This is a genomic window from Marinococcus halophilus (genome assembly GCF_002265875.1).
Classification (GTDB): Bacteria; Bacillota; Bacilli; order Bacillales; family Marinococcaceae; genus Marinococcus; species Marinococcus halophilus.
Window position 1 is genome coordinate 220,965 of the sequence record NZ_NPFA01000003.1, and the last position, 13,110, is coordinate 234,074.

A 13,110-nucleotide genomic window follows, 5' to 3' on the forward strand; every position below is an offset into this window, starting at 1 on the left:
AACGTTTAATATGTTTCCCAGTAAAACAGTCTATTACCAGTATATAAGAAAGCACGCGTTTCTACCATGGTTTTCAGGCATTCCTTTCTTCTCTTTCAAAATAAAAACGCCTGCTCCAAGTACAGAGCAGGCGAGGTTGTGCAATTTATTAATTTGCTTGTTTTTCCCGGGCTTTTTGGTCATCAACGTCTTCATATGGCTTCGTTGCATAGGCAATTTCAGATTCAAGCTCTTTAGTGTAGGCTTTGGTTTCTTCGTCGGACCAGTTTAATGATTTTTTCATAAACGCAATCACAGACTCTTTCCAGCGCTTCAGCTTCGGCATATCAAAGAACAGGAAGGCCGTTCTTCTGTTTAGGAAGTCTAGCGGCGTAACTGCCATCTCGTACTCGAGGGCGTACAACAGCCGGGCAGCAAGTTTTAACGGCATGCCACTGTTTTTCGCTTCTTCAAGATTTTCTTCCAGCAGCTCAAGCATTTTCAAGCCATTTGCCCCGTAAAAACGGAACAGATCTTCTGTTTCGTCTCTTGTCATACCTAGTGCTTCGCCGCGGTACGCTTCTTTCACAGCAAACGTTTCATAGCCGGAGGAGCCCCCTACTTCTCCGCCTGAAAGCCGGATGTCCTGGGTTGGACATGGCGCGTGAATGTTCATTTTTTCCACCACGACGTCAACAATCCGCTCTGCCATTTTACGGTATCCGGTCAGCTTACCACCAGCAATGGAAATTAACCCCGAATCGGAAATGAAGATCTCATCTTTACGGGAAATTTCAGAAGCGGATTTTCCTTCCTCCTGAATGAGCGGTCGGATGCCGGACCAGCTGGATTCTACGTCTTCCGCCTTTAGTTTTAGGGACGGGAATTCATAATTTGTTACTTCTAAAATATAGTCGCGGTCTTCACGGGAAACACGGGGCTCCTGCAGGTTCGATCCGTAATCAGTATCTGTCGTGCCCACGTATGCCTTATTGCCACGTGGGATGGCAAAGATCATCCGGCCATCCGGAGCATCAAAGTACGTAGCCTGGCGGAGCGGGAACCGGCTGAGGTCAAACACAAGGTGAATTCCTTTCGTGTGATGCAGGTGTTTACCTGTGTTCGATCCGTCTACTTTTCTTAGCGTGTCTACCCACGGGCCCGCAGCGTTCACCACATGGTCCGCATAGATGCGGTGGGTTTCATTGTTGATCAGATCTTTTACTTCCACGCCAATCAGTTTGCCGTTATCATACAAAAGATCAGTAGCTTTGGCGTAGTTAACGGCGTTAGCGCCGAGCTCCACAGCCTTTTTCATTGCTTCGAGAGTTAATCTCGCGTCGTCTGTACGGTATTCAACGTAAACGCCGCCTCCAAGAAGGTTATCTTCGCGAAGTAGTGGCTCTTTCTCCATCGTTCTTTTTTTGTTAAGCATGTAACGGCGCTCATGCTTGTTTACCTGCGCAAGACGGTCATAGACCTGCAACCCGAATGAAGTAGTAGTCTTACCAAGGTTTCCGCCTTTTACGATTGGCAGTAGCATCCACTCCGGCTCAGTAACGTGGGGCGCATTTTCGTACACAATGGCCCGCTCCCTGCCCACTTCGGCAACCAGCTTAATTTCAAACTGTTCGAGGTAACGCAGCCCTCCGTGTACAAGTTTAGTAGAACGGCTGGATGTACCCGCTGCGAAGTCCTGCATTTCGATGCAGGCTGTGTTAAGCCCACGGGCTGTAGCGTCCAATGTAATACCCGCTCCAGTAATGCCGCCTCCGATGACAAGCACGTCGAGGTGGGTCTCTGTCATATTTCTCAAACGCGCTTTGCGTGATAGTGCAGAAAAATGTTGATCTGCCATTCATTTCATCCCCTTTTGAAATATCCGAGAGTAAAAAAGACCGCAGATATCCTCTTCTGGTGTGAAGGGTATCTGCGGTCTCTCTGCATCTCCGACCATTTATTAACTTAACTTCATTGTAATCGCTCGTCCATTCAATTGCAACCGATATGTTTACTTAAACGCCCGTGCTGCATCAACCGCTTTTTTCCAACCTGCATAGTGTTCTTCCCGTTTTTCTTTTTCCATATGCACGTCGAATGATTTTTCAAGCTCCCATTTATCTATAAGCTCTTCTTTGTTTTTCCAAAAGCCTGTGGCAAGACCGGCAAGATAAGCCGCTCCGAGTGCCGTGGTTTCAAGTACATACGGGCGTTCCACCCGGACATCAGCCATATCACACTGGAACTGCATAAGGAAGTTATTCGGCACAACGCCGCCGTCAACGCGCAATGTTTTTACTTCCATACCCGCATCTTCCCTCATAACGTCAAGCACGTCCTTCGTCTGGTAAGCGAGTGCTTCAAGCGTCGCCCGGATAAAGTGCTCTTTTTCCGTACCACGTGTCAGGCCGAATACAGCCCCCCGCACTTCGCTGTCCCAATAAGGAGCCCCCAGGCCGGTGAAGGCCGGGACCACGTATACGCCCTCATTGTCGTTTACACGCAGCGCATAAGCTTCAGAATCTGAGGAAGAGTCAATCAGGCGCATGCCGTCTTTTAGCCACTGCACGGCTGAACCCGCCACAAAAATACTTCCTTCAAGCGCATATTTCACTTTCCCGTCAAGACCCCATGCGATGGTTGTAAGCAGTCCGTTGTTTGAGTGAATCGGAGTCTCTCCCGTCTGCATCAGCATAAAGCAGCCCGTGCCGTAAGTATTTTTGACCATACCTTCGTCGAAGCACGTTTGTCCAAACAAAGCTGCATGCTGATCACCGGCTGCTGAGGCGATTGGTATCTCTTCCCCAAAGAAATGATAATTTACCGTATGGCCGTAAATTTCCGACGACGATTTCACTTCAGGAAGCATCGTTTCGGGAATGTCCAGCATCTGTAGAAGTTCCTGGTCCCAGGTTAGGTCATAAATGTTAAACATCATCGTACGCGAGGCATTGGAATAGTCCGTTACATGAGCCTTGCCGCCGGTTAGCCTCCAGATCAGCCACGTATCAATCGTTCCAAACAACAAATCTCCCTGCTCTGCTCTTTCTTTCGTTCCATCAATATTATCAAGAATCCATTTTACTTTCGTTCCCGAAAAGTAAGGGTCAAGCAGAAGACCGGTTTTGCTTCTTACCATGTCTTCATGTCCCTGCTGCTTTAATTCATCACAAATAGTGGCAGTCTGCCGGGACTGCCATACTAATGCGTGATACACTGGTTTTCCGGTGTGCTTGTCCCACACCACTGTGGTTTCACGTTGATTTGTAATGCCGATCCCGCTGATCTGCTTTGGAGAAACTTCATTGTTCTCAAGCACTCCGGCAATACAGCCGAGCACACCGGACCAGATTTCATTGGCATTGTGTTCCACCCAGCCGGCGCGGGGAAAATACTGCTCCAGCTCACGCTGTTCACTGCCTACAATCCGGCCTTCCTGATCAAACAATATAGCTCTTGAACTGGTCGTTCCCTGGTCTATTGCGAGAATGTATTTCTTTTCAGTCATCGTTGTTTCCTCCACTTATCTTTTCTCTATTTTGGCCACAGTGATTTTTCCGTCGTCGATATGGCCGATGCTCCTGCACTCCAAGCAGCAGAAACCTCTTCCTGCGAACGAATAAGGCCACCTGCAATAACAGGCACATTTTTATTTTCTGCTACTTCCTTAATCATAGATGGTACAATACCCGGCAGAAGCTCCACCATGTCTGGTTTAATGTCTTCAAGCAGCTTATAGCTTGTTTCAAGCGCGAGTGAATCCAGTAAAAACAAGCGCTGCACTGTGATAAGGTTGTTTTTTTTGGCAGTTGTAAGAATCTGCCGGCGAGTGCTGATCAAACCGTCCGGACGGATATTCTGGCACAAATACTGGGCTGCAGAATCGTCATGGGCGAGTCCCTGGACCAGATCTGCATGCAAAAGCACTTTTTTATCCGCCCGTTTGCTTAACTGCATCAGGCTTTTAAGCTTTGCCAAATGCACGTTCAAAATGACTACGTACCGTCCGGAGGTTTTGAGCGCTTTTTCAAACTCCCTTTCATTACGGGCGGCTGGCAGAATTTTTTGGCCGGTAAGCATATCTTTCCCCCTTTATCTCCCTTTCGCGTTCAAGCTTTTTGAATTACGACTGCTTTTAGCTGTGCTATACTTTACACAAATACAAAAAATACTATACAGGTGATGGACGGTGTTCGCAATGACCCAACAAAACGAGACAAAAAATAATGAACTGGCTACCTTTGCCGGCGGGTGCTTTTGGTGCATGGTACAGCCGTTTGACGAGCTGCCCGGCATTATCTCCATTACGTCCGGCTACACCGGAGGCAGTGTCGCAAACCCTTCGTATGAGCAGGTAAAAGCCGGTACCACAGGTCACAGAGAAGCAGTTCAAATTGAGTTTGACCCCGCGCTGTTTTCCTATCAGCAGCTGCTCGATCTATACTGGCCTCAAATTGATCCTACCGATCCAGACGGCCAGTTTCACGACCGCGGCCCGCAATACCAGACGGCTATTTTCTACCATAGCGAAGAGCAGCGCCGGCTGGCGGAAGCCTCGAGGCAGCGGGTAGAAGACAGCGGCCGATTCCGTGACCCCGTAGTCACAGAGATCAAACCGGCGGAACCTTTTTATCCGGCTGAAGAATCCCACCAGAACTTTTACAAAAAAGAACGGGAAGCTTATAAAAAAGACCGCGCCCTCTCCGGCCGTGATGAATTTATTGAAGCTCACTGGGACAGTTCTCCGGGGCATTAATAATAAATTATTTTCTATCAAAAAGAGCTTCAGCAGATGCTGCCTGCTGAAGCTCTTTTTATGGACTGAAGGTAAAATCATCGAGCGGCCAGTACCTGATACTCGCTTCCCCGACAATCTGGTTTTCATCTACAAAACCGACGGCATCAGCTCTGCTGTCTTCACTCCTCGGGCGGTTGTCGCCCATTACAAAATAACTGTCTTCCGGGACGGTTGTTTCACCGGTTACCCCCTCAAGTGTAAAGTCCTGAGTGAAGACCCCGCTTGTTTCATTTTTATATTCTTCTAAGTACGGCTCTTCCTGAGCTTCTCCGTTGATGTAGAGAGTATCATCTCTGTATTCTACTGTGTCCCCGGGGAGCCCGATAACTCTTTTAATATAATCACTGTTTTCATTTGCATGGAAAACGATAATATCTGAGTGCTCGGGCTCAGAAAAAGCATAGCCGATCTTGTTAATAATCATCCGCTGCCCGTCTTCCACTGTAGGCAGCATGGAAGGGCCACTAACCACATAGTTGGCAAACAAGAAGCCGCGCACAATGACGACAATTAATACGACGACGACAATTACTTTAATCCAATCCCATATTTCCTTTGACCAATTCGTCATTACCGACTTCCTCCGTTTCTATCTGCCTTTTCACTCTAGCACGGTTTCTGCGGATGAACAATCCAGAAATACATGCAGACTAGAGGCATTATATCATATTTTTTACGGAACTTTCTTTTCCTTTTAATCTTAAAGCCTTCTTTGTCGATATATTAAATATACTGAGGCAAAGGAATTAATTACATGAGAAAACTCTTAGGGCTTATATGGATACTATTATTTATAACCAGCGGGGCAGTGGTTTCCTGGCTGTTTATAAAAGAGCTGAGCAGCACCCAGGCTCTTTCTTCTTTCCTTGAAGAACAGGTGGACGTTTCCAGCGTACCTATTGCCCAGAACAGTTACGTTACCGACCATAAGGGTGATCAAATTGCTGAATACAGGACAGAGGAAGACCGTCGTTACGTATCGCTTTCTCACTTTCCTGAACATGCCAGAGCTGCATTTATTGCCACAGAGGACCAAAAGTTTTACGAACACCAGGGAGTTGATCCTTTAGGCGTTTTACGGGCTCTTATAAGCAATGCAAGTACCGGGAGCATTGAAGAAGGAGCAAGTACAATTACGCAGCAGGCGACAAGAAATATCTATTTCTCTCATCAGCAGACCTATGAACGAAAGGTTGCCGAAGTTCTTTTCGCTTACCAGCTCGAACAATCCTATACAAAAAACGAAATACTGGAAATGTATATGAACACTATTTATTTTGGCGAAGGTATTTACGGTTTCGAAACGGCAAGCCATTCCTATTTTGGCAGGCCAAGCAGTGATCTCTCGCTCGCGCAAACAGCTTTTTTGGCAGCGGTACCGGCTAATCCGTCCTACTATAACCCCGTGGAACATCCCGAGCGGACCCGGGAAAGGCAGCTGTGGATATTGGAAAAAATGAATGAAGCCGAAGTGATAACTGCTGAAGAAAAAATGAGCGCTTCCGAAGAAACTGTTTCCGTAGATTTACAAGAAAGAAATGCCAATCCCTATCCTGATTATACTGATTATGTAAAACACGAATTCAAACAGCTTGTGGCACAAAACGAAGGTTGGGACGAACGGCTCAATCAAGCGGAGGGAAGCGAAAAAGAAGCTCTTTCCGAGAAGCTTAACATACGCACAAACCAGCTCCTTCAGTCCGGTATTACCATCCATACCACCATGGACACTGATATACAGAATATGCTAATAGAAAAATCCCGCTCCTACTGGCAACAGCGCGGCATAGAAGGAGCCGCCGTTATCATTGATCACCGTGCCGGCACTCTTACGGCCATGAGCGGCGGGGCAGATTATCATGAATATGAATTCAACCGGGCTTTTCAGGCTTACCGGCAGCCTGGATCAGTATGGAAGCCGCTGCTCGTCTACGGACCGTACCTTGAAGAACACGAGCGTTCGATTCACCAATTAGTTTCTACCAAAAAATACTGTGTTGCTTCCTATTGCCCTGCAAATGAAGGTGGAGCAGCAAAAGAGCGCGTCACGATTAAATCAGCGCTTGCCTTTTCCTACAACACCTCCGCTCTGCGCCTTATGCATCAAACCGGCCTAGAAGCTTCCTTTCAGTACCTCGAGAAGTTTGAGTGGGCGGAATTAACTCCGGCAGACAGGCAGTACGCTGCTGCTCTCGGCGGCGTTGAACGTGGTGTTTCACCAGTAGAATTAACAAGCGCTTACACCGTATTTTCTAACGACGGAACGTACGAGCCACCGCGTGCTATTACTTCTGTTACTGATGCAGATGGAAAGCTCCTGTTTGAATGGGAGTCCCAGGAAACCACCGTCTGGTCTCCTGAAACCAATGATCAAATGCGTGAAGTTCTTCGCGCCACTGTCGTTTCAGGAACGGCTTCCAGCCTGGCAGGTTTTGCAGATGTCAGCGGCAAAACGGGTACTTCAAATGCTACGAGAGACAGTTGGTTTGCCGGCTATGACGACAGGTACACAGTGGGGGTCTGGCATGGATACGACGACCCCCGGCCCCTACCTCCGGATAACAGCGCCATCGCTTTCTGGAAAACGATTTATCCCATGCTTTACGAAAAAAACGAACAGCCTTAGCCGTCCGTTTTTTTTCATACTGGCAAACTATGTAAAAAACTATTGTACAAACGTAAAAACGCATATCCCGTGCCAATAATAAAAAGCCCCCAGAAAGACACATGCAGTAGAAAAAAACCAGCCACTCCAGTAAAACGAAGAGAGGGGGCCAGGAGGATAATCAAATACACGAATGACACAAGCGTCGCTCCAATGAAAAGCCCTCCGAGTAGATAAAGTTGGGAAGTAAGAAACAGCGACACTCCCCCAGCTATTAAATAAATCCATCCACAGCTTTGAAGATAAGAGCGGGCGTCTCCAGCTTCATCGTTTAAAAAAAATAACAAGGACAGCCCCATCATTGTATCCGAAATTAATTTTAAAGCAGCAATGATCATAAAAAACGCAAGCATAAGTATAAAAAGCATGGTTAATTTAATTCCATTCTCTGAAAAAAACTCGAGCATGCCCTGATAAATACCGGCCGTTTCTAAAAAAGCGGCGGTATACTGCTGGGTCCAGATGCCAAAGGATAAACAGAAAAATAAAATAGCAAGGATCGGAAAGTGGCTGGTCAAATAGGCATTTTTCATTGCGTACTCCAGGGGTCAGTTAGCATGGACGACATGAAATTGGCGGATCTGATTACCGGTGGCAGCGCTCTCTCTTTTTTCCTGCCCGCCTGATCGATGAGAAGATTTAAAAGAGTCACTTTCAAGCCAGTTCTGAAAGTCTTCCTTGGTCTCCCACTTTGTGAAAACAAGCTGTTTTCCATCTTCTGTCGTTTCGTCTAAAAACAAAAATTCCAAACACCCCGGCACCTGATTCATCTTTTCAGCACTAGCGCCAAAACGTTCCTGAATTTGTTCCTTCGCTTCTGCCGGCACCTCAAGTTCATTTATAACAACGTACATTTTTTATCCCTCTTTCATTATTGTAATTGTGGAAACGCCTGCTGGCGAAGCGCTTCATACACTAAAATAGCTGCCGTGTTGGACAAATTTAATGAACGGACTTTATCATTCTGGGGTATCCGGATACACTTTTCCTGATACTTCTCAGTCACATATTCGGGAAGGCCAGTAGTTTCACGCCCAAATACAAAAAAATAATCTTTCGCCGGATCTGAATAGTCATGCACGGCATATGAAGACGAGCCTACTGTTTCTACAAAGAAAAATTCCGCTTCCGGATACGAGTTCATCCATTCTTCAAGTGAATCATAATAGTGAATCTGCACATTGGGCCAGTAATCACATCCCGCCCGCTTCAACATCCGGTCCTCCGTAGAAAAACCAAGCGGGCGTATCAAATGCAGGTGAGTATCCGTCCCCGCACACGTTCTTGCAATGTTTCCAGTGTTTGCCGGTATTTCTGGTTGAAATAATACCACGTGTAAAGCCAAATCGCTCTCTCCTTCTTTTCCTACCGCGATACCGCCTGCGCTCTTTCTAGTTCAAGCAGTCCTTCTTTTACATGTACTCCCCCGCCAAACCCTACCATTTTCCCGTTTTTCCCAATGACCCGGTGGCACGGAACGATAATGGAAACCGGGTTTTTGTTATTAGCCATTCCTACTGCCCGGAAAGCTTTTGGCGAATCGGCTTCTGCAGCAATTTCTGCATAGGACTTTGTCATTCCATAAGGGATACCTTGAAGGGCCTCCCATACTCTTTTTTGAAAAGGCGTCCCCCTCATATCGAGCGGCACCGTAAAATCGGTGCGCTCGTTCGCCTCATATTCTTCGAGCTCCCGGAAAACTTTATTATGCAGAGGATGCAGTTCTGCCCGCAGTCCGCATGAAGCACCGATATGCTTTTTCAGCCAACGCTTTATTCGTTCTTCATTTTCTTTTAAGGAACCAAAGTGCAGCATGCAGACACGGCCTTCGTATATTACTACGGTCACTTCACCTATATTACCGATTGTTCGCGATGCAGCCCACGCCTCCATAATAATCCTCCTTGATACATTTTCTTCTATTATACTCGTTCCGGAGATGTTTTATCCAATGCTTTTGAGATTTCTTCAAGCACTTCTTCGTCTTTTTCCCTGCTGTCAGCATGATGCAGTGCCTCGACTCCTTCCTGCGTCGGCATTTCTCCTAATGCCCAGGCACAGGCCCCTCGTATCACCGGCCGCGGATCGTTACAGAGCAGCTGTACAATTGTCGGTATCGAGGATTTTTCTTTCATATGGCCGAGAGCGATCAGGGCGTTACGCTGAATTGGTTTTTTTCCTCTCCACGAACCGGCAATGTATCCGAATTTTTCTTTAAACTCCCGGTTAGAAATCGTTAATAACGGTTCGAGCAGTGGCTTCACTACTTCCGGCTCCGGTTCAAATTCCGGGTGGTTATGGAAATCTACCCCTTTATTTTCCGGACATACCTGCTGGCAGGTGTCACATCCGTACAATCTATTGCCAAGCTTATGGCGGTAGCGCTCCGGCAGCGCTTCCTTCGTCTGCGTCAAATAGGCGATACACTTTTTCGCGTCAAGCTGCCCCCCCTGAATCAAAGCATCCGTGGGGCATAAATCCACACAGCGGTTGCACGTGCCGCATTGATCTATCAGCGGAGTATCCTCCGGCAGATACAGCGTAGTAATCATTTCGCCTAAATAAACATACGAGCCGAATTCAGGGGTAATTATAGCGCAGTTTTTGCCGCTCCATCCAATGCCCGCACGCTCTGCCACTGCACGGTCCGATAATTCACCAGTATCAACCATCGATTTACACTCTGCTCCCGGAACCGTTTCTTGTATGAAGGCCTCCAGTTGGTTTAATTTATCCCGCAGGACGTCATGGTAATCTTTGCCCCAGGAAGCACGGCAAAACTGGCCTCTGCGTGCTCCAGGGCGATTCTTTGGTGCCTCCGGAAGCTTCGTGGGATATGCGAGGGCGATAGATATAATCGTTGTCGCTTCCGTCAGGAGAAGCTCAGGGTGCGTTCTTTTATCAATATCGTCTTCTTCAAAGCCGGACTGATAGTTCAGCCGCTGCTGTTCTTTCAGCCTTGCTTTTAAGGTTACAAAGGGGGAGGCAGAAGCAAAGCCTACTTTATCAATACCGATAGATTCCGCAAATGCCTGAATTTCCTCTTTTAATTCCTGTGCCGTTCGCATGGACGGCCCTCCTTTATAAATCATTTCGCCGGAGTCTGTGAAAGTGGTATGATACATTATGAGCTAGACATGAAGGGGGATATATATGCTCAAAGACATTTCTATTTCTTCTGCTGTTTTTAAAATTATTCCTTCTTTTCAATGCGGCGTCAACATCTACCGCGACATTGTTATTGATGACTCCCCTGGAATGCTTCGGGGGCGCGTGGACTTCTTCCATAAACAAATCCAGATGGATCTGCTTGATCAGTCTGTCTATGACTATACAGGTGTTCGGCAGTGGCAACAAATATTAGAACAGGCAGGGCTTATTGACCGTTCGCTGCCACCTCTCCATGAACAGCTGTACAAAAATTTACAGGCAGATAATATCCCGCCTTCTGAGCATTCCGGTGAAGACCTCATTCATTTTTTTAATCTTCAGTATGAAACTCCGGTCATATTGATCGATGCAGATACTGTCTTCGATTATGTAAAAATCGGCTTCGGCGTAGAGCAGGACCAGCTTCAGATCACTGAAAACCATCTCCATCCGATGTACGGACAAATTATCGCCAAAGACCGCAAGAAAACATTGGCCTCATTAAGCGGACCAGGCCTGGACAGCAGAACCAGCCGTTCGACTACTACAGCAATACAATTAACCTTTATACGGCCACAGCTCTCCAATGATTCTGCTGCTGAACTTACTCAGGCAGTGGGAGATATGTTTACTCAAATTCACGGAGGCACCGTAGAAAGCCGTCTTCTGCGCGCAGCTTCTCCTGTCTGGGAGTTCTCCTTATAATTATAAAAAAAGTCTCTCCTTTTTAAAAAGGAAAGACTTTTTCTTTATATCCAGCTTTCGCATTTAAAATTAAACATAAAAATAACGCTTCTCTCTAGAAACGTTTTCCTGGCTCGTTAAATGGTAGCGAAGGTGGGACTCGAACCCACACGTCCAGAGGACACTTGATTTTGAGTCAAGCGCGTCTACCGGTTCCGCCACTTCGCCGTTCAACTAAAAAATGGTACCGAGGGCCGGACTCGAACCGGCACGGTTGATGACCAACCGCAGGATTTTAAGTCCTGTGTGTCTACCAATTCCACCACCCCGGCAGGCGTTTGCTTCTCTTTAATAATGGAGGCGGTACCCGGATTCGAACCGGGGGATAAGGGTTTTGCAGACCCGTGCCTTACCACTTGGCTATACCGCCATTCCAGAGAATGGCTTAATGCTTATGTTAATAATGGAGCGGAAGACGGGATTCGAACCCGCGGCCCCCACCTTGGCAAGGTGGTGTTCTACCACTGAACTACTTCCGCAATTGGCTGGGCTAGCTGGATTCGAACCAGCGCATCACGGGACCAAAACCCGATGCCTTACCGCTTGGCTATAGCCCATTATCCAATATGGGGCGATTGGTGGGAATTGAACCCACGCGTGCCGGAACCACAATCCGGTGCGTTAACCACTTCGCCACAACCGCCATATGAACATAACACATTAAAAATGGCAGGGGTAGTAGGAATCGAACCCACATTGGCGGTTTTGGAGACCGCTGTTTTGCCATTAAACTATACCCCTGTATAAGTGGTGGAGGGGGACGGATTCGAACCGCCGAACCCGAAGGAGCGGATTTACAGTCCGCCGCGTTTGGCCAACTTCGCTACCCCTCCACATATGGTGCCGGCCAGAGGACTTGAACCCCCAACCTACTGATTACAAGTCAGTTGCTCTACCAATTGAGCTAGACCGGCGTTTTTGAATGGTGGCTCGAGACGGAATCGAACCGCCGACACGAGGATTTTCAGTCCACTGCTCTACCGACTGAGCTATCGAGCCACATTAGATATTGTTGCCATAAATTGATTCAATGAAGCAATTCGGAATAGACAACTGAAATTATACCTTATTCATTTTGTTTGTCAATACGAATAAAGGTAAAATGGCGGGCCTGACGGGATTTGAACCCGCGATCTCCTGCGTGACAGGCAGGCATGTTAACCACTACACCACAGGCCCTTTTGGTTGCGGGGGACGGATTTGAACCGACGACCTCCGGGTTATGAGCCCGACGAGCTACCAGACTGCTCTACCCCGCGATATAAAATATATGGTGGAGGATGACAGGATCGAACTGCCGACCCCCTGCTTGTAAGGCAGGTGCTCTCCCAGCTGAGCTAATCCTCCGTGAATGGTGACCCGTACGGGATTCGAACCCGTGTTACCGCCGTGAAAGGGCGGTGTCTTAACCACTTGACCAACGGGCCTCTGAAATAAATATGTATGGCGGAGAGCGAGGGATTCGAACCCTCGAGACGGGAATGCCGCCTACACGATTTCCAATCGTGCTCCTTCGGCCACTCGGACAGCTCTCCAGTGGCTCCGCAGGCAGGATTCGAACCTGCGACCAATCGGTTAACAGCCGATTGCTCTACCACTGAGCTACTGCGGAATATAATAAAAAAAGCCCGGCAGCGATCTACTTTCACGGGGGGAGAGCCCCCGGCTATCATCAACGCTGAAGAGCTTAACTTCCGTGTTCGGCATGGGAACGGGTGGGGCCTCTTCGCTGTTGCCACCGGACCGGCCCGTCGGGCCCTGACAACCAAATACC

The 13,110-nt window shown here is 47.7% G+C and carries 12 protein-coding genes, 16 tRNA genes and 1 rRNA gene; 3 read left to right on the plus strand and 26 right to left on the minus strand.

Translation table 11 applies throughout. The annotated features are described in order from the left end of the window. Window positions 1–148: 148 nt before the first annotated feature. The 3 genes from CHL76_RS05075 to CHL76_RS05085 all read right to left on the minus strand — a co-directional run bounded on the left by CHL76_RS05075 (window position 149) and on the right by CHL76_RS05085 (window position 4,059). Window positions 149–1,837 carry a glycerol-3-phosphate dehydrogenase/oxidase gene (locus CHL76_RS05075; RefSeq protein ID WP_094908020.1) on the minus strand — a complete coding sequence of 563 codons (1,689 nt, stop codon included), beginning with the start codon at window positions 1,835–1,837 and terminating at the stop codon, window positions 149–151. Window positions 1,838–1,990: 153 nt separating this feature from the next. Then, a complete protein-coding gene (gene glpK / locus CHL76_RS05080) occupies window positions 1,991–3,487 on the minus strand; it encodes a glycerol kinase GlpK (RefSeq protein WP_094908021.1) in 1,497 nt (498 codons plus the stop codon). Between the two features lie 26 nt (window positions 3,488–3,513). Then, complete coding sequence (locus tag CHL76_RS05085; protein WP_079476954.1) at window positions 3,514–4,059, minus strand: glycerol-3-phosphate responsive antiterminator; 546 nt, start codon at window positions 4,057–4,059, stop codon at window positions 3,514–3,516. Between the two features lie 118 nt (window positions 4,060–4,177). Between CHL76_RS05085 and msrA the strand changes: the two genes are divergently transcribed. Further along, on the plus strand, window positions 4,178–4,735 hold the full coding sequence (gene msrA, locus CHL76_RS05090; protein ID WP_079476955.1) for a peptide-methionine (S)-S-oxide reductase MsrA: 558 nt from the start codon (window positions 4,178–4,180) through the stop codon (window positions 4,733–4,735). 58 nt (window positions 4,736–4,793) lie between these two features. Here msrA and lepB read toward each other — a convergent pair whose 3' ends face one another. Continuing rightward, window positions 4,794–5,348 carry a signal peptidase I gene (lepB, locus tag CHL76_RS05095; RefSeq protein ID WP_079476956.1) on the minus strand — a complete coding sequence of 185 codons (555 nt, stop codon included), beginning with the start codon at window positions 5,346–5,348 and terminating at the stop codon, window positions 4,794–4,796. 183 nt (window positions 5,349–5,531) lie between these two features. Between lepB and CHL76_RS05100 the strand changes: the two genes are divergently transcribed. Next, a complete protein-coding gene (locus tag CHL76_RS05100) occupies window positions 5,532–7,403 on the plus strand; it encodes a transglycosylase domain-containing protein (protein WP_094908022.1) in 1,872 nt (623 codons plus the stop codon). A gap of 14 nt (window positions 7,404–7,417) precedes the next feature. Here CHL76_RS05100 and CHL76_RS05105 read toward each other — a convergent pair whose 3' ends face one another. Genes CHL76_RS05105 through queG form a run of 5 tightly spaced genes read right to left on the minus strand, consistent with a single transcriptional unit; the run spans window position 7,418 to window position 10,510 of the window. Beyond that, complete coding sequence (locus CHL76_RS05105) at window positions 7,418–7,975, minus strand: DUF5366 family protein (RefSeq protein WP_094908023.1); 558 nt, start codon at window positions 7,973–7,975, stop codon at window positions 7,418–7,420. A gap of 15 nt (window positions 7,976–7,990) precedes the next feature. Beyond that, window positions 7,991–8,296: an antibiotic biosynthesis monooxygenase family protein gene (locus CHL76_RS05110; protein ID WP_079476959.1), complete on the minus strand. Its 306-nt coding sequence runs from the start codon at window positions 8,294–8,296 to the stop codon at window positions 7,991–7,993. A 17-nt stretch (window positions 8,297–8,313) separates the two neighbouring features. After that, complete coding sequence (gene trmL, locus CHL76_RS05115; RefSeq protein WP_079476961.1) at window positions 8,314–8,787, minus strand: tRNA (uridine(34)/cytosine(34)/5-carboxymethylaminomethyluridine(34)-2'-O)-methyltransferase TrmL; 474 nt, start codon at window positions 8,785–8,787, stop codon at window positions 8,314–8,316. Window positions 8,788–8,807: 20 nt separating this feature from the next. After that, window positions 8,808–9,335: a methylated-DNA--[protein]-cysteine S-methyltransferase gene (locus CHL76_RS05120; protein WP_079476962.1), complete on the minus strand. Its 528-nt coding sequence runs from the start codon at window positions 9,333–9,335 to the stop codon at window positions 8,808–8,810. 29 nt (window positions 9,336–9,364) lie between these two features. Further along, window positions 9,365–10,510 carry a tRNA epoxyqueuosine(34) reductase QueG gene (gene queG / locus CHL76_RS05125; protein ID WP_094908024.1) on the minus strand — a complete coding sequence of 382 codons (1,146 nt, stop codon included), beginning with the start codon at window positions 10,508–10,510 and terminating at the stop codon, window positions 9,365–9,367. A gap of 85 nt (window positions 10,511–10,595) precedes the next feature. Here queG and CHL76_RS05130 point away from each other — a divergent pair, with 85 nt between their 5' ends. Further along, entirely contained in the window at window positions 10,596–11,297 is a 702-nt protein-coding gene (locus tag CHL76_RS05130; RefSeq protein ID WP_094908025.1) for a hypothetical protein, read from the plus strand. Window positions 11,298–11,418: 121 nt separating this feature from the next. Here the strand turns inward: CHL76_RS05130 and CHL76_RS05135 are convergent. The 17 genes from CHL76_RS05135 to rrf form a co-directional block, all read right to left on the minus strand. Further along, window positions 11,419–11,504 (minus strand) — tRNA-Leu (locus CHL76_RS05135). A 14-nt stretch (window positions 11,505–11,518) separates the two neighbouring features. Next, window positions 11,519–11,608, minus strand: a tRNA-Leu gene (locus CHL76_RS05140). Between the two features lie 23 nt (window positions 11,609–11,631). Continuing rightward, window positions 11,632–11,706 (minus strand) — tRNA-Cys (locus CHL76_RS05145). Between the two features lie 34 nt (window positions 11,707–11,740). Further along, a tRNA-Gly gene (locus tag CHL76_RS05150) sits at window positions 11,741–11,815 on the minus strand. A gap of 3 nt (window positions 11,816–11,818) precedes the next feature. After that, a tRNA-Gln gene (locus tag CHL76_RS05155) sits at window positions 11,819–11,893 on the minus strand. Window positions 11,894–11,903: 10 nt separating this feature from the next. Continuing rightward, a tRNA-His gene (locus CHL76_RS05160) sits at window positions 11,904–11,979 on the minus strand. Window positions 11,980–12,003: 24 nt separating this feature from the next. After that, a tRNA-Trp gene (locus CHL76_RS05165) sits at window positions 12,004–12,077 on the minus strand. Between the two features lie 7 nt (window positions 12,078–12,084). Then, window positions 12,085–12,169, minus strand: a tRNA-Tyr gene (locus CHL76_RS05170). Window positions 12,170–12,174: 5 nt separating this feature from the next. Further along, window positions 12,175–12,250: transfer RNA gene (locus CHL76_RS05175), tRNA-Thr, on the minus strand. A 9-nt stretch (window positions 12,251–12,259) separates the two neighbouring features. Further along, a tRNA-Phe gene (locus CHL76_RS05180) sits at window positions 12,260–12,335 on the minus strand. Window positions 12,336–12,439: 104 nt separating this feature from the next. After that, a tRNA-Asp gene (locus CHL76_RS05185) sits at window positions 12,440–12,515 on the minus strand. Between the two features lie 3 nt (window positions 12,516–12,518). Further along, window positions 12,519–12,595: transfer RNA gene (locus CHL76_RS05190), tRNA-Met, on the minus strand. 12 nt (window positions 12,596–12,607) lie between these two features. Further along, window positions 12,608–12,683 (minus strand) — tRNA-Val (locus CHL76_RS05195). A gap of 5 nt (window positions 12,684–12,688) precedes the next feature. Beyond that, window positions 12,689–12,763, minus strand: a tRNA-Glu gene (locus tag CHL76_RS05200). A 17-nt stretch (window positions 12,764–12,780) separates the two neighbouring features. After that, a tRNA-Ser gene (locus tag CHL76_RS05205) sits at window positions 12,781–12,871 on the minus strand. Between the two features lie 2 nt (window positions 12,872–12,873). Further along, a tRNA-Asn gene (locus CHL76_RS05210) sits at window positions 12,874–12,948 on the minus strand. 14 nt (window positions 12,949–12,962) lie between these two features. After that, window positions 12,963–13,079: ribosomal RNA gene (rrf, locus tag CHL76_RS05215) — 5S ribosomal RNA — on the minus strand. Between the last annotated feature and the right edge of the window lie 31 nt (window positions 13,080–13,110).